The organism is Quadrisphaera sp. INWT6, from assembly GCF_015390235.1.
Classification (GTDB): Bacteria; Actinomycetota; Actinomycetes; order Actinomycetales; family Quadrisphaeraceae; genus Quadrisphaera.
Window position 1 is genome coordinate 300440 of record NZ_VUOH01000001.1, and the last position, 26968, is coordinate 327407.

At 75.7% G+C, this 26968-nt stretch carries 23 protein-coding genes and 3 pseudogenes; 15 read left to right on the forward strand and 11 right to left on the reverse strand.

What is annotated here, in order from left to right:
* Nucleotides 1-25 precede the first annotated feature (25 nt).
* The gene (greA, locus tag F1641_RS01265) at nt 26-523 is read right to left on the reverse strand and encodes a transcription elongation factor GreA (RefSeq protein WP_194902686.1); all 498 of its coding nucleotides are present in this window, start codon (nt 521-523) and stop codon (nt 26-28) included.
* 161 nt (nt 524-684) lie between these two features.
* The gene (locus F1641_RS01270) at nt 685-1083 is read right to left on the reverse strand and encodes a DUF4307 domain-containing protein (RefSeq protein ID WP_194902687.1); all 399 of its coding nucleotides are present in this window, start codon (nt 1081-1083) and stop codon (nt 685-687) included.
* Between the two features lie 175 nt (nt 1084-1258).
* On the opposite strand from F1641_RS01270, the gene mca reads away from it, so the two are divergent.
* From mca to F1641_RS23640, 9 genes and pseudogenes are all read left to right on the forward strand, one after another.
* The gene (mca, locus tag F1641_RS01275) at nt 1259-2152 is read left to right on the forward strand and encodes a mycothiol conjugate amidase Mca (protein ID WP_194903268.1); all 894 of its coding nucleotides are present in this window, start codon (nt 1259-1261) and stop codon (nt 2150-2152) included.
* Nucleotides 2153-2159: 7 nt separating this feature from the next.
* Nucleotides 2160-2546: a hypothetical protein gene (locus F1641_RS01280; protein WP_194902688.1), complete on the forward strand. Its 387-nt coding sequence runs from the start codon at nt 2160-2162 to the stop codon at nt 2544-2546.
* A 55-nt stretch (nt 2547-2601) separates the two neighbouring features.
* Nucleotides 2602-3393, forward strand: coding sequence for a LysM peptidoglycan-binding domain-containing protein (locus F1641_RS01285; RefSeq protein WP_194902689.1), 792 nt, complete (start codon nt 2602-2604; stop codon nt 3391-3393).
* Between the two features lie 295 nt (nt 3394-3688).
* Nucleotides 3689-4297 (forward strand): hypothetical protein, encoded by a 609-nt coding sequence (locus F1641_RS01290; protein ID WP_194902690.1) that lies wholly within the window; start codon nt 3689-3691, stop codon nt 4295-4297.
* Nucleotides 4298-4342: 45 nt separating this feature from the next.
* Nucleotides 4343-4801: pseudogene (locus F1641_RS23630) on the forward strand (thioredoxin domain-containing protein); the annotation flags it as partial.
* Between the two features lie 56 nt (nt 4802-4857).
* Nucleotides 4858-6234: a hypothetical protein gene (locus F1641_RS01300; RefSeq protein WP_255513831.1), complete on the forward strand. Its 1377-nt coding sequence runs from the start codon at nt 4858-4860 to the stop codon at nt 6232-6234.
* Nucleotides 6235-6331: 97 nt separating this feature from the next.
* Complete coding sequence (locus F1641_RS01305; RefSeq protein ID WP_194903269.1) at nt 6332-7087, forward strand: isoprenyl transferase; 756 nt, start codon at nt 6332-6334, stop codon at nt 7085-7087.
* 65 nt (nt 7088-7152) lie between these two features.
* Nucleotides 7153-8491 (forward strand): annotated as a pseudogene (locus F1641_RS23635) (PhoH family protein).
* A 353-nt stretch (nt 8492-8844) separates the two neighbouring features.
* Nucleotides 8845-9723, forward strand: a complete 879-nt coding sequence (locus tag F1641_RS23640) for a hypothetical protein (protein WP_194902693.1) — start codon at nt 8845-8847, stop codon at nt 9721-9723.
* A 98-nt stretch (nt 9724-9821) separates the two neighbouring features.
* On the opposite strand, the gene F1641_RS01320 is transcribed toward F1641_RS23640, so the two are convergent.
* The 3 genes from F1641_RS01320 to F1641_RS01330 all read right to left on the reverse strand — a co-directional run bounded on the left by F1641_RS01320 (nt 9822) and on the right by F1641_RS01330 (nt 13008).
* Complete coding sequence (locus F1641_RS01320; RefSeq protein WP_194902694.1) at nt 9822-11243, reverse strand: aspartate ammonia-lyase; 1422 nt, start codon at nt 11241-11243, stop codon at nt 9822-9824.
* 61 nt (nt 11244-11304) lie between these two features.
* A complete protein-coding gene (locus F1641_RS01325) occupies nt 11305-12000 on the reverse strand; it encodes a carbonic anhydrase (RefSeq protein ID WP_206690364.1) in 696 nt (231 codons plus the stop codon).
* A gap of 78 nt (nt 12001-12078) precedes the next feature.
* A complete protein-coding gene (locus tag F1641_RS01330) occupies nt 12079-13008 on the reverse strand; it encodes a carbohydrate kinase (RefSeq protein WP_194902695.1) in 930 nt (309 codons plus the stop codon).
* A gap of 92 nt (nt 13009-13100) precedes the next feature.
* On the opposite strand from F1641_RS01330, the gene F1641_RS01335 reads away from it, so the two are divergent.
* Complete coding sequence (locus tag F1641_RS01335; protein WP_194902696.1) at nt 13101-13706, forward strand: DUF4245 family protein; 606 nt, start codon at nt 13101-13103, stop codon at nt 13704-13706.
* A gap of 16 nt (nt 13707-13722) precedes the next feature.
* Here the strand turns inward: F1641_RS01335 and F1641_RS01340 are convergent, their stop codons facing one another.
* The gene (locus F1641_RS01340; RefSeq protein WP_194902697.1) at nt 13723-13959 is read right to left on the reverse strand and encodes an exodeoxyribonuclease VII small subunit; all 237 of its coding nucleotides are present in this window, start codon (nt 13957-13959) and stop codon (nt 13723-13725) included.
* Nucleotides 13952-15283, reverse strand: coding sequence for an exodeoxyribonuclease VII large subunit (gene xseA / locus F1641_RS01345; protein ID WP_309225301.1), 1332 nt, complete (start codon nt 15281-15283; stop codon nt 13952-13954). The genes F1641_RS01340 and xseA overlap by 8 nt, the downstream gene beginning before the upstream one ends.
* A gap of 31 nt (nt 15284-15314) precedes the next feature.
* On the opposite strand from xseA, the gene F1641_RS01350 reads away from it, so the two are divergent.
* Together F1641_RS01350 and F1641_RS01355 are read left to right on the forward strand one after the other, a co-directional pair.
* Entirely contained in the window at nt 15315-16358 is a 1044-nt protein-coding gene (locus F1641_RS01350) for a 4-hydroxy-3-methylbut-2-enyl diphosphate reductase (RefSeq protein WP_206690513.1), read from the forward strand.
* Between the two features lie 924 nt (nt 16359-17282).
* Nucleotides 17283-17744: a hypothetical protein gene (locus F1641_RS01355; RefSeq protein ID WP_194902698.1), complete on the forward strand. Its 462-nt coding sequence runs from the start codon at nt 17283-17285 to the stop codon at nt 17742-17744.
* 67 nt (nt 17745-17811) lie between these two features.
* Here the strand turns inward: F1641_RS01355 and F1641_RS23645 are convergent.
* The 3 genes and pseudogenes from F1641_RS23645 to F1641_RS01370 all read right to left on the reverse strand — a co-directional run bounded on the left by F1641_RS23645 (nt 17812) and on the right by F1641_RS01370 (nt 22439).
* Nucleotides 17812-19630: pseudogene (locus tag F1641_RS23645) on the reverse strand (glycoside hydrolase family 15 protein).
* A 9-nt stretch (nt 19631-19639) separates the two neighbouring features.
* Complete coding sequence (locus tag F1641_RS01365) at nt 19640-20860, reverse strand: DNA recombination protein RmuC (protein WP_194902699.1); 1221 nt, start codon at nt 20858-20860, stop codon at nt 19640-19642.
* Nucleotides 20861-20963: 103 nt separating this feature from the next.
* A complete protein-coding gene (locus tag F1641_RS01370; RefSeq protein ID WP_206690366.1) occupies nt 20964-22439 on the reverse strand; it encodes a peptide MFS transporter in 1476 nt (491 codons plus the stop codon).
* Between the two features lie 65 nt (nt 22440-22504).
* On the opposite strand from F1641_RS01370, the gene ychF reads away from it, so the two are divergent.
* Both ychF and F1641_RS01380 read left to right on the forward strand, forming a co-directional pair.
* Nucleotides 22505-23590: a redox-regulated ATPase YchF gene (gene ychF, locus F1641_RS01375; protein ID WP_194902700.1), complete on the forward strand. Its 1086-nt coding sequence runs from the start codon at nt 22505-22507 to the stop codon at nt 23588-23590.
* A 114-nt stretch (nt 23591-23704) separates the two neighbouring features.
* Nucleotides 23705-25279 carry a methyl-accepting chemotaxis protein gene (locus F1641_RS01380; RefSeq protein WP_206690367.1) on the forward strand — a complete coding sequence of 525 codons (1575 nt, stop codon included), beginning with the start codon at nt 23705-23707 and terminating at the stop codon, nt 25277-25279.
* Nucleotides 25280-25301: 22 nt separating this feature from the next.
* On the opposite strand, the gene F1641_RS22375 is transcribed toward F1641_RS01380, so the two are convergent.
* Nucleotides 25302-26072 (reverse strand): C40 family peptidase, encoded by a 771-nt coding sequence (locus F1641_RS22375; RefSeq protein WP_194902702.1) that lies wholly within the window; start codon nt 26070-26072, stop codon nt 25302-25304.
* Nucleotides 26073-26222: 150 nt separating this feature from the next.
* On the opposite strand from F1641_RS22375, the gene F1641_RS01390 reads away from it, so the two are divergent.
* Entirely contained in the window at nt 26223-26867 is a 645-nt protein-coding gene (locus tag F1641_RS01390; protein WP_194902703.1) for a VTT domain-containing protein, read from the forward strand.
* The last annotated feature ends 101 nt before the right edge of the window (nt 26868-26968 follow it).

The following is a 26968-nucleotide window of genomic DNA, read 5'->3' on the forward strand; positions in this document are numbered from 1 at the left end:
CGCCCCTCGGCGTCGTGGTGCTGGGTCAGCCGGCGTAGGCCTCGACGTCGTCGACGACGACGGAGAGCTCCTTGCCGTTGGGCGCGGTGTAGCTGGCGGAGTCGCCCTTCTTCTTGCCCAGGAGGGCGGCGCCGATGGGCGACTTCTCGCTGTAGACGTCGATGTCCGTGGTGCCCGCGGCCTCGCGGCTGCCCACGAGGAAGCGCATCTTCATGCTGCCGTTGACGGTGGCCGAGACCACGGTGCCGGGGGCGACGACGCCGGGCGCCGCAGCGGGGGCGGCGCCGACCTGGGCCTCGCGGAGCAGCTGCTCGAGCTGCCGGATGCGGGCCTCCATCTTGCCCTGCTCGTCCTTGGCGGCGTGGTAGCCGCCGTTCTCCTTGAGGTCGCCCTCCTGGCGGGCGGCGTCGATCCGCTTCGTGATCTCCTGGCGGCCGGGGCCGGTCAGGTGGGCCAGCTCGGCCTGGAGGCGGTCGTGCGCCTCCTGCGTCAGCCAGGTGGTGGGCGTGCTGGTCTCGGACACGGTGCCTCCTCGGGGGTGCGGCGCGGCTCTGCGCGGCGACTGCGCGGTCGAGCACGCGTCAGCTCTGACCGGGTCGAGCGCGGGGAAACGACGAGGTTATCAGCGAACGGCTCGCGGCCCGTCCGCTCACGAGGCCGGCGCGCACGCCCCGGCGGGTGCCGTCAGGAGGCGGGCGCGCAGCCCTTGACGACGCCGGTGGTGGCCCGCTGCTGCGTGAGGACGGTGACCGTCTGCACGCTGGTCGCGCCGGCGTCGGCGCCGACCGGCACCTGCTGGACCCCGACCCGCGCCGACGTCGAGCTGAGCGCCTCGACGGTGCACACGACGTCCTGGTCGGCGCGCTTGGCGACGCTGAAGACGACGACGACCTTCGAGTCGTCGACGACGTCGAAGCTCTGCTCCTGGGCGTCGATGCGGTCGGTGGCCAGCCCCAGGCCGGCCCACACCGCCCACGCGGACAGCGCCACCGCGAGCCCGACCACCACCGCGAGCCGCAGGCGGCGCCGCAGCGGGCCGGGGTCGCCGTAGCGGTCGGCCGGGCGGACGGGGGCGCCGGTCACGGGGAGGTGCTCCAGACGGTCGGTGCTCTGCTGGCGGCCGGGCGGCCGGTCGCAGGGGTGCGCGATGATTGTCCCTCACCCAGCACCTCCGGAGGGCACCCCTGTGAGCAACAGCATCCAGCGCAGCGACTCCCCGGGCGCCGCGAGCGCGCCCGGCGGCGAGCCGCTGCGCCTGATGGCCGTGCACGCCCACCCCGACGACGAGTCGAGCAAGGGCGCCGCGACCTGCGCGCGGTACGTCAGCGAGGGCGTCGAGGTCCTGGTCGTCAGCTGCACCGGGGGCGAGCGCGGCTCGATCCTCAACCCCAAGCTGGCCGACGACCCGCGCGTGCTGCGCGACATCACGCAGGTCCGCCGCGACGAGATGGCCGCCGCGGCCGCGGCCCTGGGCGTCCAGCACCAGTGGCTGGGCTTCGTCGACTCCGGCCTGCCCGAGGGCGACCCGCTGCCGCCGCTGCCGGAGGGCTGCTTCGCCCTGGAGCCCCTGCACGTGCCGGTCGAGGCGCTGGTGCGCGTCGTCCGGAGCTTCCGCCCGCACGTCATGACGACGTACGACGAGAACGGGGGCTACCCGCACCCCGACCACATCATGTGCCACCGGGTGTCGGTCGGGGCCTTCGAGGCCGCGGGAGACCCGGAGGCCTTCCCCGCCGAGGGGGAGCCCTGGCAGCCGCTGAAGCTCTACTACAACACCATGTCGCGGGGCAGGATCTCCGCGCTGCACGAGCACCTCCTGCGCGAGCGCGGGGAGTCGCCGTACACGGAGTGGATGAAGCGGTGGGAGGAGCGCGAGGAGCGTCCCGTCACCACGCGGGTGCCCGTCGCCGAGTTCTTCGAGCAGCGCGACGCCGCCCTGCTGGCCCACGCCACCCAGATCGACCCCGACGGCTTCTGGTTCGCCGCCGGTCGTGAGCTGGAGTCGCGGGTGTGGCCCACCGAAGACTTCGAGCTCGCCCGCAACCTGGTCGGCCCGGTGCGGCCCGACGAGGTCGAGGACGACCTCTTCACCGGGGTGCGCGAGCACCTCGCCGGCAGCTCCACCGCCAGCTCCACCGGACGCGTCGCGTGAGCGCCCGGTGAGCCTCCTCGCCACCGCGCTCCTGGCGGCCACCCCCTCCGCGACCCCCAGCCCCTCGCTGAGCCCGGGGGAGCTGCCCCGCGGCCTGGACCCGACCGACGTCACCCCCGGTGTCGCCGGGTTCCTCGCGACGGCCTTCATGGTCGTCGTGTCGATCTTCCTGATCGTCAACCTGGTGAGCCGCATGCGGCGCATGCGCCACCGGGCGATGCTCCTGGAGGCCCGGGAGGCCGCCGAGCGCGACGGCACCGCCGGGCCCGAGCTCGACGGCGACCCGCGACGCGACGCCGGGGTCCTGCCGGAGGGCCACGAGGTGGTCCGCGGCGAGGCCCGAGAGGTGCCAGAGCGGGACGATCCGGGCACGCCAGGACCGCGCGCCACCTAGAGTGACGGCCGTCGGCGGTGAGCCGGCGGCCGTCAGCGCAGTCCCCGGAGGTGACGTGGAAGCACGGGCGTGGCGCCTGGCCGGAGGTTCAGCGGTCGCGCTGCTCGTGCTGGTGGCCCTGGTCGCCTGGCGCGCCGACTCCCTGGCGGGGGGCTGGCTGCTGGCGCTGCGGCTGACGGGCCTCCTCGCCGTGGCCGGGCTGCTCAGCGCCGTGGTGCTCGGCTCGCTCGCCGCGCTGCGCCCGCCGACCGCCCCGTCGGTGGTGGTCAGCGTGCCCGCCGCAGGCGCACCCCGCGCGACGCCCCAGCCCGGCCGGCGGGCGCTCGTGTCCCTCAAGGCCGTGCTGCTGCTGGCGGTGCTCTCCGCGGCTCCCGTGCTCGCGGTGCTCGTGCTGGCCACCGCCCCCGAGGACGACGCGGCCCTGGCCACCGGCGACACGAGCTCACAGGGCGGGGAGCCCGCCGCGACGCCGTCGACGGCTCCTGCCACGGAGCAGCCGACCGAGGCGCCGTCGTCCGCCCCCGCGAGCCAGCAGCCGACCCAGCAGTCGACCGACCAGGCGACCCAGCAGTCGACCCAGCAGCCGACCGACCAGCCGGAGAGCGGTGCCACGCCCCCGCCGTCGCCGGCGCAGCTGCCCAGCGACGCCGCAGCCCAGGCCGTCTGCGAGCAGGTGGTGGTCAGCGGCGACAGCCTCTGGTCCGTCGCCGCCGGCCAGCTCGGCGAGGGGGCGACGGACGCCGACGTCGACGCCCGCTGGCGCGCCCTCTACGAGCGGAACGCCGACGCCGTCGGCCCCGACCCCGACCTGGTGCGCCCGGGCCTGGTGCTGCGCACCTGCTCCTGACCCCCCTCCGCGACGATCACGCACCTGCGCGCCACATCCGCTCATCCACCCGCGGCGAGGTGGCGCTCAGGTGCGTGATCGTCGCGGTTGATGAGGGCGGAGCGCCGACGGTCTGGTGCTCCTGGGGGTTTCCCCTCCCGTGACGATCACGCACCTGCGCGCCACATCCGCTCATCCACCCGCGGCGAGGTGGCGCTGAGGTGCGTGATCGTCGCGGGGGAGGGGGTGGGTGGCGGGTCCTGCCGGCCGGCGAGAACCGCCCACAGGTGGGGGCTGCAGCGCTCACGATGGGGGAGTGCGCACGCGATCCCCGCTCCCGCTCCGCTCCGGCCGAGGGCGGTCGAGCGCCGCACCCCTGCTGGCCGCTGCCGCGGTGCTCGCGGCGCTGGTGCTGGCGGGGTGCAGCGGCGGGGCGGCGGACGAGGCCGCACCCGCACCCCTGTCCACGGCCGTGAGCGCTGCCGCCACCGGTGGCGCCTCCGCGTCCGCTGACCCGAGCGCCGGCTCGACGGCGCAGGTGGTCACGACCATGACCGCGTTCCACGCCCCGTCCAACAACATCTTCTGCTACCTGGCCCCGGTGGAGGGGCGTGGACCGTACGCGCGGTGCGACATCAAGGAGAAGACCTGGACGGCCGACCCTCCGGAGGCGGGGTGCGCTGGTGACTGGGGTGGGGCTGCCGGTACGCGCGGGAGCGTCGGGGTGGGTGACGACGAGGCCGCCGTCCTGTGCGCGACGGACACGCTGGTCGAGACCCCCGGTGAGGAGCTCGCGTACGGCAGCTCCATCTCGATGGGTGCCATGACCTGCACGGTCACGGAGAAGACGGGGATGACCTGCAAGAACGCAGAGACGGGACGGGGCTTCAGCGTCATGCGGGCCGAGTACGACCTCTTCGGCTGAGCCAGCGGTCGCCGGTCCGGGCCGCGCCTGGCAGCCTGGGCGCGCGTGGCCGACCGCCTGGCGGGCTCGCTGAGCCCACACCTCCTCCAGCACGCCGCCGACCCCGTCGACTGGCACCCCTGGGGCGAGGAGGCCTTCGAGCGCGCGCGGTCCCGCGACGTCCCGGTGCTGCTGTCGGTCGGGTACGCCGCCTCGCACTGGTGCCGCGCCATGGGGCGGGAGTCGTTCGCGGACCCGGCCGTCGGCGCCGTGCTCGACGCGGGCTTCGTGGCGGTCCTGGTCGACCGGGAGGAGCGCCCCGACGTCGCCGCGGCGCACCTGGCGGCCGCCACGGCCCTCACCGGCCAGGCGGGGTGGCCGCTGACGGTGTTCCTCACGCCCGACGGCGACCCGTTCCACGCCGGGACCTACTACCCCGCCGAGCCCGCACCCGGTGCGCCGTCCTTCCTCCAGGTGCTCGACGCCGTGAGCACCGCCTGGACCGCGCGCCGGGCCGAGGTCGAGGCGACAGCTGCGCGGTCGCCGGTGCGCTGGCCGCCCGCCGCCCCCCGGTGGCGGGCATGGCCGGTCCGCGCGACCTCGAGGCCGCCGTCGCGCAGCTGGCGGAGCTGGAGGACGTCGAGCACGGGGGGTTCCGGGCGCCCGAGGGGGCGCTGCGGCCCCCGCACGCCCTGGTCTGCGAGTTCCTGCTGCGCCACGCCGTCGCCCCCGGGACGAGCGCGTCTGCGCGCACGAGCGCGCAGACCGCTCTCGGCCTCGCCGAGCGGACCCTGGCGGCGCTGGGTGCCTCCGCCGTCGTCGACCCGGTGGGCGGTGGCACGGCCCGGGGGGCCCTCGACGCCGCCGGGACCGTCCCCCACCCCGAGGAGCTGCTGGTCGACGCGGCCGTCGTCGCCCGGGCCCAGCTGCACCGCTGGCAGCTGACGGGGGCGCCGGCGGCGCGGCGCGCGGCGGTCGACGGCTGCGACTGGCTCCTGCGCGCCCTGCGCACCCCCGAGGGCGGCTTCGGCGCCGGTGTCGACGGCGAGGAGGCCGACCGCCGCTGGAGCGCCGCGCAGCTGGCCACCGTCCTGGGCGATGACGACGGCGCGTGGGCCGCGGCGCTGCTGGGCACCACCGGTGAGGAGCCCTGCGCCCCGCGCCTGGTCCACGACCCCTGGAGCGACCCGCACGACGCCGCGCGCTGGACCTCCCTGAGAGAGCGGCTCCGCGCCGCGGCGGCCCAGCGCCCGCAGCCGGTCCGCGACGACGCCGTGGTCACCGCGGCCAACGGCCTGGCCGTGGTGGCGCTCGCGGAGGTGGGCGCCGCGTGCGGCCGGCCCGACCTCGTCGAGGCGGCGGTGCGCTGCGCCGAGCTGCTCCTGCGGGTGCACCGCGACGACGCGGGCCACCTGCTGCGCGTGAGCCGGGACGGCGTCGCGGGCGGCGCCCCGGCGGCCCTCGACGACCACGGCTGCCTCGCCGACGGGCTGCTGGCGCTGCACGGGGCCACGGGCGACCAGCGCTGGCTCGACGCCGCCCGCGACGTGCTCGACGCCGCGCTGGTCCGGTTCACCGCCGGGCCGCCCGGACGGCTCGGGCGCCAGGGGCACGGCCCGGCGCTGCACGACACCCCGCACGACGCCCTTGACCCCCACCTGGTGCGCCTCGGGCGCCCCGCCGATCCCCTCGACGGCGCGGGACCCTCCGGGGCGAGCGCCACCGCCGGGGCGCTGCTGGGCCTCGCGGCGCTCACCGGGTCGGCGCGCCACCGGGCGGCCGCGGAGGCCGTGCTGGCGGCGACCGGGGCGCTGGCCCTGTCCGCGCCGCTGTCCGCCGGCTGGGGGCTGGCCGTCGCGCAGGCGGCCCTGTCCGCGCCGCTGGGTCGATCACCGCTGGGTCGACCGCCGGTGGCGCACGGTGAGCCCGGTCGAGGGGAGCGGCCCCCAGCGTCCTAGGCTCGCGTCCGGTCGCGACGGAAGGCGGACGGTGGTGACTGCTGTCGAGGTGGCCCGGCGCGCAGGGGCGCGGGTCCGCACCGCGGCGCGCCACGTCCTGCGCTCGGGCCTCGAGGGGATCTACCAGCGCCGGCTCGTCACGGCCGTCGACACCGCGCGCACGCCGCGGCACGTCGCCGTCATCCTCGACGGCAACCGCCGCTGGGCCCGGGCGTCGGGGTTCGAGTCGCGCTCGGGTCACCAGGCCGGCGCCGACAAGGTGCTCGAGCTCATGGAGTGGTGCGAGCAGGCCGACGTCGAGCGCGTCACCCTGTGGATGCTGTCGACCGACAACCTGGCCCGCCCCGCGCACGAGCTCGAGCCGCTGCTCGCGATCATCGAGGACACCGTCGAGCGCCTCGCCCGCGACGGCCGCTGGCGGGTGCACCCCGTGGGCGCCCTCGACCTGCTGCCCGAGAGCACCCGCCGGGCGCTCGAGACGGCGGCGAGCGGCACCTCGGGGTGCGGCGGCCTGCACGTCAACGTGGCGGTCGGGTACGGCGGCCGGCGGGAGATCGCCGACGCCGTCAGGTCGCTGCTCGCCGAGCACGCCGCGCGCGGCACCACCCTCGACGAGCTCGTGGAGGTGCTCGACGTCGAGCACATCGCCGAGCACCTCTACACCGCCGGCCAGCCCGACCCCGACCTGGTCATCCGCACCTCGGGGGAGCAGCGGCTGTCGGGCTTCCTGATGTGGCAGAGCGTGCACAGCGAGTTCTACTTCTGCGAGGCCTACTGGCCCGACTTCCGCCGCGTCGACTTCCTGCGCGCGCTGCGCGCCTACGCCGAGCGGGAGCGCCGCTTCGGCAGCTGAGGCCGGACGGGTGTCGTCACCAGTACCGACGCGCACGGTCACGGGCAGGGGTTAGCGTCACCCGTGTGAGCGAGGAGCCCGCAGGCCGCCCGACCACCGCCCCCACCGGCTCGCCGGTGCGGACCTTCGTGCTCGACACGTCGGTGCTCCTCGCCGACCCGCGGGCCCCTCTGCGGTTCGCCGAGCACCAGGTGGTGCTCCCGGTGGTCGTGGTCACCGAGCTCGAGGCCAAGCGCCACCACAGCGAGCTGGGCTACTTCGCCCGCGCGGCGCTGCGCCTCCTCGACGACCTGCGCGTGAAGAACGGGCGCCTCGACGCCCCCGTGCCCGTGGGCGACGACGGCGGCACCCTCTTCGTCGAGCTGAACCACAGCGACCCGTCGTCGCTGCCCGACGGGTTCCGCCTCGGCGACGCCGACAGCCGGATCCTCGCCGTCGCCGCCAACCTGGCGGCCGAGGGGCGCTCGGTCACCGTGGTCTCCAAGGACCTGCCGATGCGCGTGAAGGCCTCCGCCGTGGGCCTGGCCGCCGAGGAGTACGTGGCCTCGGGCCCCGTCGACACCGGCTGGACGGGCGTGGTGGAGGTCGAGGCCACCACCGAGCAGGTCCAGGACCTCTACGACGCGGGCCACCTCGACCTCGACGCCGCCCGCGACCTGCCCTGCCACACCGGTCTGGTGCTGCTGTCGAGCCGCGGCTCCGTGCTGGGGCGGGTGGCGCCCGACAAGGGGGTGCGGCTGGTCAAGGGAGACCGCGAGGCGTTCGGCGTGCGCGGCCGCAGCGCCGAGCAGCGCGTCGCCCTCGACCTGCTGCTCGACCCCGAGGTCGGCATCGTCTCCCTCGGCGGCCGCGCCGGCACCGGCAAGTCCGCGCTGGCCCTGTGCGCCGGCCTCGAGGCCGTGATGGAGCGCCGCCAGCACCGCAAGGTCATGGTCTTCCGCCCGCTGTACGCCGTCGGCGGGCAGGAGCTCGGGTACCTGCCCGGCTCCGAGGCCGAGAAGATGAACCCCTGGGCGCAGGCGGTGTTCGACACCCTCGGTGCGCTGGTCGCCCCCGCGGTGGTCGAGGAGGTCATGGCGCGGGGCCTGCTGGAGGTCCTCCCGCTGACGCACATCCGCGGCCGCAGCCCTCCACGACGCCTTCGTCATCGTCGACGAGGCCCAGTCGCTGGAGCGCAACGTGCTGCTCACGGTGCTCTCGAGGATCGGGCAGAACTCCCGGGTGGTGCTCACGCACGACGTCGCCCAGCGCGACAACCTCCGCGTCGGGCGCCACGACGGCGTGGCCGCGGTCATCGAGGCGCTGAAGGGGCACCCCCTGTTCGCGCACGTGACGCTGACCCGGTCGGAGCGCTCCCCGGTGGCGGCGCTCGTCACCGAGATGATGGACGTCCTCGACGTGTGAGCGTCCTCACGGGCGCCCGGTGCACCCGTCCGGTGGCCAGCGGCGACGCTGCGTCCGGTCGGGTGCACCCGGCGTGCGCGAACCGGGGCGTTCTGGACAGGGCCCCGTGCGGGATGGCACTGTCTGCCGCGTCAGCACTCCGGGTCCGGGGCTGCGCCCGCCGAGGCGCCGCGCCTCCCGACCCGTCCTCGCACCAGACCCGCCTTCCCCCGGGTCCCCAGCGGACCGCCCGGGGTGATCACGCGCGCCGAGTGCGAGGTGCGCTGCCCGGAAGGTCCTGCGTGCTCCGTCCCCGTCCTGCCCGTCGACCCGGTCGCCACCTCGCTGGCGCCGACCTGAGCGGGCCCCGGGGGGTGGGGACGGCCCTGCGCTCCGCCGCCGGGGTCGCCGCCGTGGCAGCCGTGGCGCTGTCGGTCTCGGGGGGCGCGGCGCTCGGCCAGGCCCAGGACTCGCGCGAGCGGGTCGCGGCGCAGCAGGCCGAGGCCACGGCGCAGGCCGTCGCCGACGTCTGGCGCTCCGCCGACTCCTCCGCCGACTCCTCGGCGGGCTCGTCCGTGCTGGCCGCCGGGGCGGCTCCCGTGGCCGCTGACGACGCCGCGCTGGCCGCGGAGGTGCTCGGCGAGCGCGACGGCGGCGGCGCGAGCCGCAGCCAGGACCGCACCGCCGACCGGACGGCCACCGCGGCCGCGCCCGCCGTCGACGCGCTGCAGGCCGGCCCGGACGCCACCTCCGCCGACGCGGCGGGCGACCCCGTCGCGCAGGCCCGCGAGCAGGTGCGCGAGCTGGTCGACCAGGAGAGCGCCGACCGCGCCGACGCGGCGGTCACCGCGCGCGGTGCCGGCACCTCCGCGGCGCAGGTCCGCGCCGACGTGGAGGCCGCGCAGGCCCAGCGCGCCGCGGAGGAGGCCGCTCAGGCCCTCGCCGCCGCGCAGGCCGACCCCCGCGGCGTGGGCGCGTCGATGGCCGCCGACCGCGGGTGGGGCGGCTCGCAGTTCCAGTGCCTGGACCGCCTCTGGACCAAGGAGTCTGGCTGGCAGTGGCACGCCGACAACCCGACGTCGAGCGCCTACGGCATCCCGCAGTCGCTCCCGGGCACCAAGATGGCGTCCCACGGCGACGACTGGGCCACCAACCCCGCCACGCAGATCGCCTGGGGCCTGGACTACATCGCCGACGTCTACGGCACCCCGTGCAGCGCCTGGGCCCACAGCCAGGCCGTCAACTGGTACTGAGCCGCCGCTGACCGCTCCGGAGCGGCAGCGACGGGCTGCACGACGAGGGCCGCCGACCCAGCCGGGTCGGCGGCCCTCGTCGCGCGCGGGCTGCGGGCTCAGGCCTGCGGCGGGCGCGTCATCTTCATGACGTCGAGGGCGGAGTCGAGCTGCGCCTCGGTGATCTCGCCGCGCTCGACGAAGCCCAGGTCGATGACGGCCTGGCGCACCGTGACCCCCTTGGCCACGGCGTGCTTGGCGACCTTGGCGGCCGCCTCGTAGCCGATGACGCGGTTGAGCGGGGTGACGATCGACGGCGACGCCTCGGCGTAGTGGCGGGCCTGCTCGACGTCGGCCTCGAGACCGTCGACGACCTTGGTGGCCAGCACGCGGGAGCCGTTGGCGAGCAGGCGGGTGCTCTCGAGCACGCCGAGCGCCATGACGGGGATCTGCACGTTGAGCTCGAAGGCGCCGGAGGCACCGGCCCACGCGACGGTGGCGTCGTTGCCGATGACGCGGGCGCACACCATGAGCACGGCCTCGTTGATGACCGGGTTCACCTTGCCCGGCATGATCGACGAGCCCGGCTGCAGGTCGGGGATGCGCAGCTCGCCCAGACCGGTGTTCGGGCCCGAGCCCATCCAGCGGATGTCGTTGTTGACCTTGGTCAGCGAGACGGCGACGGTCTTCAGCTGGCCGGACAGCTCCACGAGGCCGTCACGGGCCGACTGGGCCTCGAAGTGGTCGCGCGCCTCCGTCAGCGGCAGACCGGTGTCGGCGGCGAGCAGCTCGATGACGCGCTGGGGGAAGCCCGCGGGCGTGTTGATGCCGGTGCCGACCGCCGTGCCGCCCAGCGGCACCTCGGCGACGCGGGGGAGCACCGCGTGCAGGCGCTCGACGCCGTAGCGGACGGCCGCGGCGTAGCCGCCGAACTCCTGGCCGAGGGTGACCGGGGTGGCGTCCATGAGGTGCGTGCGGCCCGACTTGACCACCTCGGCGAACTCGGCGGCCTTGGCCTCCAGCGACGCGGCCAGCTGCTCCAGCGCCGGCACCAGGTCGTTGACGACGGCGCTGGTGGCGGCCACGTGCACCGACGTCGGGAAGACGTCGTTGCTGCTCTGGGAGGCGTTGACGTGGTCGTTGGGGTGCACCGCCTCGCCGAGGGAGCGCGAGGCCAGGGTCGCGATGACCTCGTTGGCGTTCATGTTCGAGGACGTGCCCGACCCGGTCTGGAAGACGTCGACGGGGAACTGGTCGTCGTGGGCGCCGGTGGCCACCTCCTCGGCGGCGGCGGCGATCGCGTCGGCCACGGGCTGGGGCAGCACGCCCAGCTCGGCGTTGGCCAGCGCGGCGGCCTTCTTCACCCGGGCCAGCGCCTCGATGTGGCTGCGCTCCAGCGGGGTGCCGCTGATGGGGAAGTTCTCGACGGCGCGCTGCGTCTGCGCGCGCCAGAGGGCGGCCGCGGGGACGCGGACCTCACCCATCGTGTCGTGCTCGATGCGGAAGCCCGAGCCGTCGTCAGTGACCTGCGTCTGCGCCATGACCCGATCGTCCCAGAACGGCCGGGACGACCGGGTGCCCGCCCCCGGAGGGGCTGGCGGCTCAGGCGGTGGGCGAGGCCCCCACGTCGTCAGCACCCTCGAGCAGCTCGACGCGGCCCGTGCCCAGCGCGTACGCCGTGCCCACGACCGCGGCGCGGCCCTCGCGGACGGCGCGGTCGAGCACGGTCGAGCGCTCGCGCAGCAGGGCCGCCGTGGCCCGCACGTGGGCGGCGCCGACGACGGTGGCCTCGACCGCCGGGTCGTCGTCGCGGGCGCGGCCCTGGCGCGCCACGAGGATGCTCGGGGCCACCCGCTCGACGATGTCGCGGACGTACCCGCCGGGCACCGACCCGCCGTCGAGCGCGTCCAGGGCCGCGGCCACCGCGCCGCAGCGCTCGTGCCCGAGCACCACCACCAGCGGCACCCCCAGCACCTCGACGCCGTACTCGACCGAGCCCAGCACGGCCGCGTCGACGACGTGGCCGGCGGTGCGGACCACGAACAGGTCGCCCAGGTCGGCGTCGAAGACGAACTCCGCCGGCACGCGGGAGTCCGAGCAGCCCACGACCAGGGCGAAGGGGCGCTGCTCGGTCACCAGCTCGGCGCGCCGGGAGGCGCTGCCCGCGGGGGTGCCGCGCTCCACCACGAAGCGCTCGTTGCCCTCGGCCAGCGCGGCCCAGGCCTGGGCCGGGGTCGACGGGCGCGAGGCGGACGGCGGGGGGCTGTCGGGGCGGACCGAGGGAGGCAGTGCGGGCACGGCCAGATCTTGCCGCAGACAGCGGCGCCGTGGTCCACCCGGTGCTGGACCGGGGGACCACGGCGCTGCACGGCGGGCTCAGGAGCCGGACAGCTCCCGGCGCCACGGCGGGTCGGCCCCGGGACGCGACACGGTGATCGCCGCGACCCGCGCGGCGTGCGCGAGCAGCGTCTGCATCTCGTCGAGCGAGATGTCGCGCAGCGCCTGGCGGCGGTCAGCGCCCAGCAGGTCGTGCTCGGCGAGCCCGTCGACGAGCGCGCCCATGACCGAGTCACCGGCGCCGACCGTGTCGGCCACCGCCACCTTCGGGGCCTTGAACTCGACGCGGCCGCTGCGCGCCAGGGCCACGAGGCCCTTCGAGCCGCGCGTGAGCACCGCGAGGGAGGCGCCGCGGTCGATCCACGCCGCCAGCAGCGCCTCGTGGTCGCCGTCGGGCTGCAGCCAGTCGGCGTCCTCGTCGGAGAGCTTCACCACGTCGCAGTGCTCGACGAGCGCGTCGATGCGCTCGCGCACCAGCGACGGGTCGCCCATGAGCGCCGGGCGCAGGTTCGGGTCGAAGGTCGTGGTGGCCGTCTCCCGGAAGCGGGCCACCAGGCGGCCCACCGCGGCCGCGCCGGGCTCGTACCAGGAGCCGATCGAGCCGGTGTGGACCGCGACGACGTCGTCCGGCAGCGCCGCGTCGAGCGCGGGGCCCTCGGGCAGCTCCCACTCCAGGTCGAAGACGTAGGTGGCGGAGCCGTCCTCGGCGAGCGTCGCCTGCGCCGTCGACGTGGGGCCGGGCTGCACGGTGCCCTCGACCACGTGCACGCCGGAGGCCTTCGCGTGCGCGAGCACGGCCTCGCCGCGCTCGTCGTCGCCGACGCGGGCGAGGAGGTGGGCCTCCCGGCCCAGCCGCGCCAGCCCGATGGCGACGTTGAGGGGGCTGCCGCCGGGGTACTCGCGCACCTCGGCGTCCGGGCGGTGGACGACGTCGACCAGCGCCTCACCGACCACGAGCACAGAGCTCATCGGGTGTTACCTCCTCGGGGCACTGCCGGCGACGTCCGCCGCCGGCGCTGGGAGCGGACTGTAGCGACGCGCGGCGGTGCGAGCATGGACGGGTGAGCCAGGCTCCCTCCGCACCCGCCGACCGACCCCCCGCCCGCAAGCGGCCCCGCGGGTTCGAGACCGCGGGCGACATGGTCCGGTCCGTCGTGGTGGTGATGGGCCTGGTGCTGGTCATCTACTTCCTCGGCGTGCGGCCGCAGGTCGAGCAGCGGCCCCCCGTCGACGTCGCCGGCGTCACCGAGCAGGCCCGCCAGGGCGGCGTCGCCGTGGCCGAGCCGGTGCTGCCCGAGGGGTGGGCGCCCTCCAACGCCCGGTTCGGGCCCGACGCCGAGGAGGGGCTGCCCACGCTCCACCTCGGCTACCTGGACCCGCAGGGCCAGTACGGGGGCATCAGCGCCACCCCCGCCACCACCCCGACCTGGGTGCAGGGCGTCGCGGGGGAGCCCGCCGTCGAGGACGGCACGCGCGACCTGGCCGGCCGCACCTGGCAGGTGTGGACCAACGACCAGACCCGGGGGACGACGCTGGTCAGCTCTCCCACCTCCGGGCAGGGCCCGGCGCTCGCCGTCACCAGCCGCGGCAGCGACCAGGCCCTGACGGAGCTGGCCACCGCCGCCGTCACCGCGACCGACCCGGCCGCCTCCACCGCCGGCTCCTGACGGAGCGGACCGCGGCTCAGCCCTGCGAGCGCGCCGCCTCGAGGCGCTCGCGGGCGCCGTCGAGCCACTGCTGGCAGCGGGAGGCCAGCGCCTCGCCCCGCTCCCACAGGCGCAGCGACTCCTCCAGGGGAGCCCCACCCGCCTCCAGGCGCCGCACCACCTCGACCAGCTGGTCGCGCGCCTGCTCGTAGCCCATCTGGGCGACCTCGTCGGCCACCGCCGTGCTGCCGGTGCTGCCCTGCTCGTCAGCCATCGCCGTCGTCTCCGAACTGCTCGTCGTCCTCGTCCTCGTTGTCGACCACCTCGACCACGATCGACCCTCGCGCCAGCCGCGCCCGGAGCCACTCCCCGGTGGGGGCGTCCTCGGGGGAGCGGACCACTTGGCCCTCGTCGGTCTGCAGCACCGCGTACCCGCGCTCCAGCACCGCGGCGGGGCTCAGCGCCCGCACGCTCGCGGCCAGCCCGGTGAGCACCCCCGCCTGCTCGCGCAGGCGCCCCTCCAGGGCCCGGCGCCCTCGCTCGCGCGCCTCGGCGACGGTGCGGGTGGGCTCGGCGAGCAGGGCGCGCGGGTCGGCCAGGACCGGGCGGGAGCGCAGGGCCCGCAGGCCCGCCTCCTCGGCCTCGAGCAGGCGCAGCACGCCGCGGCGCAGCCGGCCGCGCGCGGACTCCAGCCCGGCGACCTCCTCCGCGACGGCGGGCACCACGCGGCGGCCCGCGTCGGTGGGGGTGGAGGCGCGCACGTCGGCGACGAGGTCGAGCAGCACGTTGTCGACCTCGTGGCCGATCGCGCTGACCACGGGCGTGCGGCACGCGGCCACGGCTCGGCACAGCGCCTCGTTGCTGAAGGGCAGCAGGTCCTCGAGGGAGCCGCCGCCGCGGGCCACCACGATGACGTCGACGCCGGCGTCGTCGTCGAGCTCGGCGACGGCCGCGCTGACCTCGCTCACCGCGCTCGCGCCCTGCACCGCCACCTGGCGGACCTCAAAGCGCACCCCGGGCCACCGGTCGCTGGCGGTGCGGACCACGTCGCGCTCGGCGGCGCTGGCCCGCCCGCAGACCAGGCCGACGCAGCGGGGGAGGAAGGGCAGGGGCTTCTTGCGGTGCTCGTCGAGCAGGCCCTCGGAGGCCAGGACGCGCTTGAGGTGCTCGATGCGGGCGAGCAGCTCGCCGATGCCGACCGGGCGGATGTCGGTGGCCTGGAGCTGCAGCACGCCGCGCTTGGTCCAGAACTCGGGGCTGGCCCGCACCACCACGCGGGCGCCCTCGGCCAGGCCGCCGGGCAGCGCGTCGAGCAGGCGCACGTGGGCGCTGACCGGCAGGGACATGTCGACGTCGGTGTCGCGCAGGGTCAGGTACGCCGTGGTGGTGCCCGGACGGCGCGTGGCCTGCACGACCTGCCCCTCGACCCAGACCTGGGGCATCTTGGCCACGTAGTCGCTGATCTTCATGGTGAGCAGCCGCACCGGCCACGGGTGCTCGGCGCTGGTCTGGCCCGCCGTGGGCGGGAGGGCGCGCGTCGTCTGCTGCGCCCCCTGACGCGTCCCCTGCTCGGCCGTCTCGGCCCCGGCCTCCACCACGCTGCGACCTTACGATGGAGGGGTGACAGCGCTGGAGACGACGACCGCCCCTGTGGACGGGGCCGCGCCCACCGGCGGCGAGCGCCGCAGGCAGGTGCTGCTGGCCGCCCCCCGCGGCTACTGCGCCGGCGTCGACCGCGCCGTCGAGACCGTGGAGCGGGCCCTGGAGCACTACGGCGCCCCGGTCTACGTGCGCAAGGAGATCGTCCACAACAAGCACGTGGTGGAGGTGCTCACCCAGCGCGGGGCGGTCTTCGTCGACGAGACCGACCAGGTGCCCGAGGGCGCCCGCCTGGTGTTCTCCGCCCACGGCGTCTCCCCGGCGGTCCGCGAGGCCGCCGCGGCCCGCTCGCTGGAGACCCTCGACGCCACCTGCCCGCTGGTCACCAAGGTGCACCGCGAGGCGGTCCGGTTCGCGCGCGACGGGTACTCGATCCTCCTGGTCGGCCACGAGGGCCACGAGGAGGTCGAGGGCACCGCGGGCGAGGCGCCCGACCACGTGACCGTCGTCGACTCGCCCGACGCCGTCGACGGGATCACCGTCCCCGACCCCGAGCGCGTCGTGTGGCTCTCGCAGACCACGCTCAGCGTCGACGAGACGATGGAGACGGTCCGCCGCCTGCGCGAGCGCTTCCCGGCGCTGGCCGACCCGCCCTCCGACGACATCTGCTACGCCACCCAGAACCGCCAGGTCGCGGTGAAGAAGGTGGCCGCCCGCGCCGACCTCGTCATCGTCGTCGGCTCGGCGAACTCCTCGAACTCGGTGCGCCTCGTGGAGGTGGCGCTGCAGAACGGGGCCACCTCGTCCTACCGCGTCGACAAGGCCTCCGAGGTGCAGGACGCCTGGTTCGAGGGCGTCGACGTCGTCGGCGTCACCTCGGGTGCCTCCGTGCCGGAGATCCTCGTCGACGACGTGCTCGCCGACCTGGCCCGCCGCGGCTACGGCGAGCCCGAGGAGGTGCGCACCGCGCAGGAGGACCTGGTCTTCTCCCTGCCGCGCGAGCTGCGCACCAGCCTGGGCCTCACCCCGACCGGCGGCTCCGGCCCCGCCGCCGGCGCCTGCTCCACGAGCTGAGGCCCGTCGTGGCGGGTGCGGGGCCGCTCGGCGGCGACTGGGTCTCCGGCGAGCGGGTCTTCGGCCCGCCGTCCGGGACGTTCGACGCCGACTGGCTGGTGCCTGTGGTGCGCGAGGCCGTCCCGGGGGTGGAGCACGAGCGCGCCCGGGAGGCGGTCGCTGCCGTGTGGGCGGTGCTCCGCGAGGAGGCGGGCCTGCGCGGCTGCGCGCCGGTCGACGTGCCCGACGACGTCGTGGGGGCTCGCCTGGGGTCCGCGGCCGCGCGCCCGACCGGGTGGACGAGGCCGCGCTCACCGCGGTGCGCGCCGCCGTCCGCGCCTACGGCGCCTCCTGACCCTCCTCCCCGCGACGATCACGCGCCTGAGCGCCACTCCGCTGGCGCTGTCCACAGGCCGGTCGACAGCGCCAGCGCGCCGACCCGCTCTGGCGACAGGCTCGTCGGGTGCCTCGCCGACGCCAGATGCCCCAAGAGCCCGTGGCTCCGTTCACGCGGCGCGACCTCTCCGACGTCGGCGTGAGCGCGCGGACGGTCGACCGCCACCTCGCGGCGGGTCTCCTGTGCGAACCGGTCAGCGGCGTGTACGCCGACCCGCGGTCGGTCGACGACGACGCCGTGCGCCTGCGCGTCCTCGCCCTGGCCCTGCCGGAAGGGGCCGTCGTCACCCGGTCCGCGGCCGCCTGGGTGCACGGCTTCGACCCGCGGGCTCCTCACCAGCGAGCCTCACCCCTGCCGCTGGAGTGCGTGGCCGACCCCCGCAGCGGCCTGCTGGTGCCGCGCAGGCGCGGCCTGGTCACCCACCTCGACCGGCTTCCGACCAGCGACACCGCGGTGGTCGACGGCATCCCGGTGACCACCGTCGAGCGGACCGCGCTCGACGTCGCCCGGTTCCTCCCGCCGCACATGGGGCTCGCCGTGTCGATGCGATGGCCCACGCCGAGCTCATCGACCCCGTGGCCCTCCTGCCCCGGTACGAGGAGTGGCCGGAGCGGCAGAGGTGGATGGCGCGCGGCAAGCAGACCCTCGACCTGTGCGAGCCGAAGACCGAGTCGTACGGGGAGTCGTGGACGCGGCGCCGGATCGTCGACGCGGGGTTCCCCCGTCCTGAGCCGCAGATCTGGGTGCCTGAGGAGCGCCCCGGCGCCCACCGCCTCGACATGGGCTGGCGCGAGCTGCGCCGCGCCGTCGAGCACGACGGCGAGGAGGACCACTCCGAGGAGGACGACCAGGACCACGACGAGGACCGGCGCGAGAGGCTCCGCCGCGACCACGGCTGGACGGTCTGGGCGGTGCGGAAGGGCGACGTCCTGGGGTGGGACATGAAGATCGAGCGAGCGGTGGGAGAGCTGCTGGGTGTGGAGCCGAAGATCCGACGGCGGTCGTGGTGACGCTGAGGTGCGTGATCGTCGCGGGGGAGTGGCGCTCAGGTGCGTGATCGTCGCGGGGGGGGGGGGGTCAGCTGTTGAGGGCCCTGTCGAGGTTCACCGCGGCGCTGATCAGCGCCAGGTGCGTGAACGCCTGCGGGAAGTTGCCCAGCGCCTCGCCCGACGGGCCGATCTCCTCGGCGTACAGCCCCAGGTGGTTGGCGTAGGTCAGCATCTTCTCGAAGGTCAGCCGCGCCTCGCGCAGGCGCCCGGCGCGGGTGAGCGCCTCGACGTACCAGAACGAGCAGAGGTTGAACGTGCCCTCGTCGTCGACGAGGCCGTCGTGCCCGTCGATGGCGTACCGGGAGACCAGGCTGTCGGCGACGAGCTCGTCACCGATCTTGTCGAGCGTCGACAGGAAGCGCGGGTCGGTCGGGCCGGCGAACTTCACCAGCGGCATGACCAGCAGCGACGCGTCGAAGGTCCGGCTGCCCGGGTACATCGTGTACGCGCCGAGCTCGGGGTCCCAGCACTCCTCCTGCACGAACCGGTACGCCTTGGCGCCCAGGCGCCGCCACCGCTCGGTCGGTGCCGGCAGACCGCGCGAGCGGGCCAGCCGCACGGCGCGGTCGTAGGCCACCCACGTCATGAGCGCGGAGTAGGTGAACCGCTGCCGGGGCCCCCTGACCTCCCAGACGCCCTCGTCGGGGGTGTCCCAGTTGTCGGCGAGCCAGTCGAGGCGGCGCGACAGCGTGGTCCACAGGTCCCACGAGATCGGGACCTCGCGGTTGTAGAGGTACACCGAGTCCATGAGCTCGCCGTAGACGTCGAGCTGGCGCTGGTCGACGGCGTTGTTGCCGACCCGCACCGGGCGCGAGCCGCGGTACCCCTCGAGGTGGTCGAGCACCTGCTCGGGGATGTGCTCGCTGCCGTCGACGGCGTACATTGATCGAGACGTCGCGCTCGGCGTCGGCGGCCTCGCAGCGCCGCTGCACCCAGTCCATGAAGGCCGAGGCCTCCTCCAGGTACCCCAGCCGCATCAGGCCGTAGACCGTGAAGGCGGCGTCGCGCAGCCAGGCGTAGCGGTAGTCCCAGTTGCGCGACCCGCCCATCGCCTCCGGCAGGGACGTCGTCGGGGCCGCCACCAGCGCGCCCGTGGGGTGGTAGACGAGGAGCTTCAGGGTGAGTGCCGACCGCTGCACGACCTCGCGCCAGCGGCCCCGGTAGCGCGACCCCGCCGACCACCGCTGCCAGTAGTCGCTGGTCCTGTCGAACATCTCGTCGACCTCGCCCTCGGCGAGGGGGCGCACGTCGCCGCGCCACTCCAGGACGACGTCGGCCTGCTCCCCGTGCTCCAGGGCGAACTCGGCGGTGACGCCGGGGCCGCCGGCGCCCCCGTCCACGCCGTCGGTCAGCCGCAGCGCGACGCCGGGCTGCACCCGCAGCACGAACCTGCCGGCGGAGGAGGTGAAGACAGCCCCCACTCCGTCGACGAGGCGCACCTGGTGGCGCGCGCGGCCGTAGTCGAACGCGGGGGTGCAGTCGAGCACGAACTCCGCGCGACCCCGCACGGCCCGCGCCCGGCGGACCAGGAGGTCGCGCGGGGCCGCGACGCTGCTGGTCTCGGGGACCATGAAGTCGATGACCTCGCCCACGGCCTCCCGGCCCAGGAACCGCGTGAGCAGGATGTTCGTGTCGGGCAGGTAGAGCTGCTTGGGCCGGGTCGCCGTGCGCGCCCGCAGGCTGAAGGAGCCGCCGCGGTCGGCGTCGAGCAGGGCGGCGAACAGCGACGGGGCGTCGAAGCGCGAGGGGCAGTACCAGTCGATGGTGCCGTCGGTCCCGACCAGCGCTGTGGTGCGCAGGTCTCCGATGACGCCGTGCTCTTCGATCGGGAGGTAGCGCTCTGGCACCCCCTGACGCTACTGAGATCCCTGGCGCTGCAGCGACCAGGAGGTCAGGTCGGTGGGGGAGGAGCGCTCCTCCGGCGGGATGACGAGCTCGGGAGCCGTCAGCGGACGGGGCAGGCCCTCGACCACGGGCACGTCGGGGACGGTGACGTCGGTGAGGTCGAGCGCCCCCATGCGCCGCGCGGAGACCAGCACGCGGGTCTCCAGCGTGCCGACCACCTTGTTGTAGTCGTCGACGGCGCGCGACAGGGTGCGGCCGAGCTTGCCGGTGTGCTCGCCGAGGGTGGCGAGGCGCCCGTGGAGCTCGCGGCCGATGGTGAAGAGCTCGCGCGCGCCGTCGGACAGCGCCGCCTGCTGCCAGGTGATCGCGACCGTGCGCAGCAGCGCCAGCAGCGTGGTGGGCGTCGCGAGCACCACCTTGCGGCCCATCGCGTGCTCCAACAGGGCCGGGTCGGCCTCGCAGGCCGAGGCCAGGAACGACTCGCCGGGCACGAAGCAGATGACGATCTCGGGGGCGGGCTGGAACGCCGACCAGTACTGCTTGCCCGCGAGCGCGTCGACGTGGCCGCGCAGCGCGCGGGCGTGCTCGGTGGCGGCGGCCGCGGCGCGGCGCTCACCCATGACGGCGCCCGGCGCCAGCCCGTCTCGGGCGTTCAGGAAGGCCGCGAGCGGCGCCTTCGCGTCGACGACGACGTGCTTGCCGCCGGGGAGGTGGACCACGGCGTCGGGCCGGACCTGCTCGCCCTCGGCGTTGGTGCCCACGGCCTGCACGTCGAAGTCGACCCGCTCGAGCATCCCGGCGTGCTCCACCACGCGACGCAGCTGCACCTCGCCCCAGGCGCCGCGGACGTTGGGGGAGCGCAGGGCTCCCGCCAGCGTCTCGGTCTGGTGGCGCAGCGCCTCGCCGGAGGCGGCCACCTGCTGCAGCTGCGCGCCGAGGCGCCCGTACTGCTCGGCGCGGTCGCGCTCCAGCTGGGCGACCTGCCGCTCGATGCGCGCCACGGAGCTGCTCACCGGCGCCAGGACGGCGGCCAGCTCGCGCTCCTCCTCGTGCTCGGAGCTCAGCTGGCCCTCCAGCTGCTCCACCCGCGTGGCCAGCAGGTCTCGCTCGGCGCTCACGTGGGCGCGCTCGAGGCGGGCGCGGCCGGTGGCGACCTGCCAGGCCGCGACGGCGCCGACGGCGGCCCCCGCGAGCAGCGCCAGGAGCATCACCAGCAGCGAGAGGGCTTCCACGTCTCCGACCGTGCCACGCGCCACCGACACCCGGGCCCGAACGGCGCAGCGACGCGCCGCCACGGCGCCGGGGGAGCGCCGGCTGGGCGTCCCCCGGGGACCGTCAGCCGACCCCGCTCATCAGGCGGCGCACCGGCTTCGCGACCAGGGCGAGCAGCACCGCCAGCGCGACGGCGACCAGCCCGAGCACGGTGAAGTAACCCGCCTGCCCCTCGGGCGACCACCGCCCGGCGAAGACGCCCGCCAGCGCCGTGCCGAGCGCCGTGGACAGGAACCACAGCGCGACCACCTGCGTCGGGAAGGCCCGCGGCGCCAGCTTGGTGGACAGCGACAGCCCCACCGGCGAGAGCAGCAGCTCGGCCACGGTGAAGCCCAGCAGCACCCCGACCAGCCCCAGCAGCGGAGCGCTCGCGGGCTGCGGGCTCGACATCGGCAGGAACCCGAGGAAGGCGAGCCCCAGGACGCCCAGCCCGGCGGCGAACTTCACCGGCGTCGACGGCTGGCGGCTGCCCAGCCGCGTCCACAGCGCGGCGAAGGCGCCCGAGAGCGCGATGACCAGGACCGGGTTGATGGACTGCACCCACGACGCCGGGACGGTCCAGCCGAGCAGGTCGCGGTCCAGCTGGCTCTGCGAGAACAGGGCCACCACGGTCGCCTGCTGCTGGAACAGCGACCAGAACGCGACGCTGGCCAGGAACATCGGCACGAAGGCCAGCACGCGGCGCCGCTCGACGGCGTCGAGCTTGGGGCTGCGCAGCAGGAACGCGAAGTACGCGACCGACGCCACCGCGCAGGTCCAGGCGACGACGACGGCGAGGTGCGCGGGCTGCAGCAGCCCCAGCAGCGCCGCCACCACGACGACGGCCGCGCCCACCACCGCGATGACCGCCCACCGCAGCCGCTGCTCGCGGGGGAGCGGGTCGGGCACCCGGGAGGCGTCGCCCCCGCGCAGGCCGCGCCGCCCCCACGCGTACTGCGCCAGGCCCAGCGCCATGCCGATGGCCGCCAGGCCGAAACCGAGGTGGAAGCCGGAGCGCTCCTGCGCCAGCCCCGTGAGGAGCGGTCCGAACAGCCCGCCGACGTTGATGCCCAGGTAGAAGAGGGAGAAGCCGGCGTCGCGGCGGGTGTCGCCCTCGGTGTACAGGGTGCCCACCAGCGCCGTCGCCGTCGCCTTGACCCCGCCGCTGCCGAGCGCCACGAGCACCAGACCCACGCCCACGCCCGACAGGCCGGGCAGGACCGCCAGGGCGACGTGCCCGGCCATGACGACGCACGCGCTGCCGAAGAGCACGCGCTCGCGGCCGGCCAGCCGGTCGGAGACCCAGCCGCCGGCGATCGTGGACAGGTACACCAGCCCGCCGTAGGCGCCGACGATGCTCGTGGCGGTCGCCCGGGGCAGGCCCAGGCCGCCGTCGGCCACGGAGAAGTAGAGGTAGTAGGCGAGGATCGCCTGCATCCCGTAGAAGCTGAACCGCTCCCACATCTCGACGCCGAACAGGTGGGCGAGCCCGCGCGGCTGGCCGAGGAAGCCGCGGTCCGGGGTGCCGGTACCGCCGCGGGCAGGAGCTGGCGCGATCACGTCGGACGAGGGTGCCACTGCGGGCGCGCCCCGGCACGGCGGGGCTCGCGTAGGCTCCTGCGACCGTGGCGCTCACCATCGGCATCGTCGGCCTGCCCAACGTCGGCAAGTCCACCCTGTTCAACGCCCTCACCAAGAACACGGTGCTGGCGGCGAACTACCCGTTCGCCACGATCGAGCCGAACGTGGGCGTCGTCCCCCTGAACGACCCGCGGCTCGACCGGCTCGCCGAGGTGTTCTCCAGCGAGCGCACCGTGCCCGCCGTCGTCTCCTTCGTCGACATCGCCGGGATCGTGCGCGGCGCGTCCGAGGGCGAGGGCCTGGGCAACAAGTTCCTCGCCAACATCCGCGAGGCCGACGCGATCTGCCAGGTGGTCCGCGCCTTCGCCGACCCCGACGTCATCCACGTCGACGGGCGCGTCGACCCGAAGGCCGACATCGAGACCATCGCCACCGAGCTGGTGCTCGCCGACCTCCAGACCCTCGAGCGCGCCGTCCCGCGCCTCGAGAAGGAGGTCAAGGGCAAGAAGACCGACCCGGCCGTGCTCGCCGCCGCGGTCGCCGCCCAGCAGCTGCTCGACTCGGGCACCACGCTGTTCGCGGGCGCGAAGGGCGCGGGCATCGACGTGGAGCAGCTGCGCACCCTCGGCCTGCTGACCACCAAGCCGTTCCTGTTCGTCTTCAACGTCGACGAGGCCGGGCTGGTCGACGACGCCCGCCGCGCCGAGCTCGCCTCGCTCGTGGCGCCCGCCCAGGCCGTCTTCCTCGACGCCCAGCTGGAGGCCGACCTGGCCGAGCTCGACGCCGAGGAGGCCGCCGAGCTGCTGGGCAGCGTCGGCCAGGAGGAGCCCGGGCTCGACATCCTCGCCCGCGCCGGCTTCGAGACCCTCGGCCTGCAGACCTACCTGACGGCGGGCCCCAAGGAGTCGCGCGCCTGGACCGTGCGCCGCGGCGCCACCGCGCCCGAGGCCGCCGGCGTCATCCACACCGACTTCCAGAAGGGGTTCATCAAGGCCGAGGTCATCGGCTTCGAGGACCTCGTGGCGGCCGGCTCGGTCGCGGAGGCCCGCAAGAGCGGCAAGGCCCGCATCGAGGGCAAGGAGTACGTGATGGCCGACGGCGACGTCGTGGAGTTCCGCTTCAACGTGTGACCCCCTCGGGGGACGCCGGTCGCCGCCCGGGCCTCAAGTCGGCGCCCCCGGTGTCGATCTCCCGGGGGAACGGGCCCGTCGGGCCCCGGCCCGGGAGCTGTCGACGTGGCACTGGTGAGGTGGTCCGACCTGCGGGTCGGCGTCAAGCTGTCGACCCTCGTGGCGGTGGGCGCCGCCGGCTCCCTCGCCGTCGGGCTGCTCGGCGCCGCGGCGCTCGCGGAGGCCGGTGACCGGGTCGACGACCTCAGCGCCGCCGGTCGCGCGACCGAGGCCGCCCTCGAGGCCGACATGATGCACGACGCCGTGCGCGGCGACGTGCTGCGCATGCTCGTCGCCACCGGCTCTGACGAGCGCACCGAGGCGAGCGCCGAGCTGGAGGAGCACTCCCGGGCGCTCGGCGACCACCTCGACGCCGTCGTCGCCGCCGGGCTGGGCGCTGACGTCGCCGCCGCCGTCGACGGCGTGCGGCCCGCCGTCACCGCCTACCTCGGGGCCGCGGCCGACGCCGCCGCCCTCGCCACCGCCGACCCGCAGGCAGCGCTCGCGGACTACGACGCCTTCCAGCAGCAGTTCTCCGCGCTCGAGCAGGCGATGCCCACCGTGGGCGACGCCGTCACCGCGCACGCGGACGCAGCAGCCGCTGACGTCCAGTCGCAGCGCCGCAAGGCCTTCGCGGAGGTGGCCGCCACCGCGCTGCTCGCGCTCGGAGCGCTCGTCGCCCTGGGGGTCGCGGTGACGCGGTCCGTCGTCCGGCCCCTGCGCGCGGTCGCCGGCTCGGCCGCCGCCCTCGCCTCGGGCGACCTGACCCGCACCACCGGCCTGTCCCAGCGCGACGAGCTGGGTGCCGCCGGCGCCTCCCTCGACAGCGCCCTGGGCTCGCTGCGCACGGTGCTGTCGTCGGTGGTGTCCTCGGCCGACGCCGTGGCGAGCGCCTCCCAGCAGCTCTCGGCCACGACGGCGCAGATCGCTGCCGCCTCCGAGCAGACCAGCACCCGGGCCGGCGCCGTCGCGGGCTCCGCGCAGGAGGTCAGCGCCAGCGTGCAGACCGTCGCCGCCGGGGCGGAGGAGATGGGCTCGGCGATCCGCGAGATCGCCAGCTCCACCGCGCGGGCGACCCGGGTCGCCGACACCGCGGTGGCCGCCTCGGCGTCGGCCAGCGAGGCCATCTCCCACCTGGGCACCTCAAGCCGGGAGATCGGCGACGTGGTGCGCGCGATCACCTCGATCGCCGAGCAGACCAACCTCCTCGCGCTGAACGCGACCATCGAGGCCGCCCGCGCGGGCGAGGCGGGCAAGGGCTTCGCCGTCGTCGCCGGTGAGGTCAAGGACCTCGCGCGGGAGACCGCCCGGGCCACCGAGGACATCGCCCGGCGCGTGGAGAGCATCCAGGCGGGCTCCAGCGGCGCCGTGGCGGCCGTGGAGGAGATCTCGGCGGTCATCGAGCAGATCGCCGCGTTCCAGACCACGATCGCCTCGGCCGTCGAGGAGCAGACGGCGACCACGCGCGAGATGTCGCGCTCGGTGGCCGAGGCCGCCGGGGGCAGCGGTCAGATCGCGAGCACCATCGGCTCCGTGAACGCCGCGGCGGAGGCCACCAGCGAGGCGCTGGGCCAGGCGCGCACCGCCGTCGCGGACCTGGCCGACCGCGCCTCGGCGCTGCGGCGCGAGGTCGCGGCCTTCACCTTCTGACGGCCCGCCCGGGCGGCCGGCCTCAGACGACCCGGCGGAACTGAACGTCGTCGGTCCACAGGGTGCGGACCGAGACGCTCTCCCCGGTGCGGGGGGAGTCGATGATCTTGCCGTCGCCGGCGTACATCGCGACGTGGCCGTAGCTGTTGAACAGCACCAGGTCGCCGACGCGCGGCTCGGACACGGCGTACCCGGCGCTGCGCATGGCCGACGACGTGCGGGGGAGGTCGACCCCGACCTTGCCGTAGGCGTACTGCACCAGCCCGGAGCAGTCGAAGCCCGTGGTCGGGCTGGTGCCGCCGTAGCGGTAGGCCAGCCCCACGCTCTGCCTGGCGACGGAGACGGCGGTCTCGGCGGCCGACGCGGCCGGCGCGGGAGCGGGCGCCGCGGCGGCGGCCGGGGCAGCCGCTGCGGCGCCGCCACCCGGGAGGGCCAGCACCTGGCCGGGGTAGATGGTCGAGCTCCACCCGAGCCCGTTGGCGTCGAGCACGGCCTGCGTGCTGGCGCCGGCTGCCCGGGCGATGCTCGAGACGGTGTCCCCCGAGCGCACGGTGTAGCTGGTGCCGAGCGCCCCGTTGGCGGGCAGCGGAGCGGCGGCGACGGACAGCGAGGCGGCCGCCTTGACCGCGGGGGTCCCTCCCGCCGAGGTGCCCGGCACGTGGGCGGAGGCGGCGCCGGCGGTCGCGATGACCGGGACGGCGGCGAGCGCACCCGTGGTCACCACCGCGCGGGTCACGGCGCTGACGTCGACGAGGGGGCGCACCGGAGCCCGGTGGCGTGCAGAGCGAGACACGGCCGCGACGCTACGTGCGCGAGCGGTCACTGTCCGGCGAATCGGTCGATTGCGACGTGAGCGCTCCCATCCCGGGAGCCGGCTGGCAGCAGGCTGGGTGCCGCGGCGAACCGGCGCCCCGGGCCCCGCGCCCCGCCTAGCCTTGCCGGCGTGATCCCCGCCCTCGGCCCCGACTGGCTCGACCCCGACACCCTCCTGCGCAGCCTCGGCTTCGTGGGGCTGCTCGTGATCGTCTTCGTGGAGTCGGGGCTGCTCGTCGGCTTCTTCCTCCCCGGGGACTCGCTGCTCTTCACCGGCGGGCTGCTCATCGCGACGGGCGTCCTGACGGTGCCGCTGTGGCTCGCGCTGGTGCTGGTGCCGCTGGCCGCGGTCCTCGGGGACCAGTGCGGCTACCTCATCGGGCGCCGCCTCGGCCCGGCCGTCTTCCGGCGCGCCGACGCGCGCATCTTCAAGCCCCAGTACGTCGAGGACGCCTACGCCTTCTTCGACAAGTACGGCGGCCGCGCGGTGCTGCTCGCGCGCTTCGTGCCCGTCGTGCGGACCTTCGTGCCGGTGGTGGCCGGCGTCGCCAAGATGGACTACCGCACCTTCGTGAGCTGGAACGTCATCGGCGGCGTGCTCTGGGGAGCGGGGGTCACCACGCTCGGCTACCTGCTCGGCGGGCTGGCGTTCGTGCGCGACAACATCGAGGTCATCCTCATCCTCATCGTGCTGGTCTCGGTGCTGCCGGTGGCGGTCGAGCTGCTGCGCGGCAGGGCCCGCGCACGGGCCGCCAGGCGCACGCACCGCGCGTGATCACGGGCCCGCGGTGGGTGGCCGCGGGGTTGCGATCCGGTAACGGGCGGGTGCTGGGGCCCTCCCGCGCCTTGCGTGCGGGGGACACCCCGGGGTGGAGT

Coding starts and splice junctions, on each gene's coding strand:
- mca (WP_194903268.1), top strand. CDS start 1,259: ATGGCCGTGCACGCCCACCCCGACGACGAGTCGAGCAAGGGCGCCGCG.
- F1641_RS01300 (WP_255513831.1), top strand. CDS start 4,858: ATGGCCGGTCCGCGCGACCTCGAGGCCGCCGTCGCGCAGCTGGCGGAG.
- F1641_RS01320 (WP_194902694.1), bottom strand. CDS start 11,243: ATGGCGCAGACGCAGGTCACTGACGACGGCTCGGGCTTCCGCATCGAG.
- F1641_RS01330 (WP_194902695.1), bottom strand. CDS start 13,008: ATGAGCTCTGTGCTCGTGGTCGGTGAGGCGCTGGTCGACGTCGTCCAC.
- F1641_RS01340 (WP_194902697.1), bottom strand. CDS start 13,959: ATGGCTGACGAGCAGGGCAGCACCGGCAGCACGGCGGTGGCCGACGAG.
- F1641_RS01355 (WP_194902698.1), top strand. CDS start 17,283: ATGGCCCACGCCGAGCTCATCGACCCCGTGGCCCTCCTGCCCCGGTAC.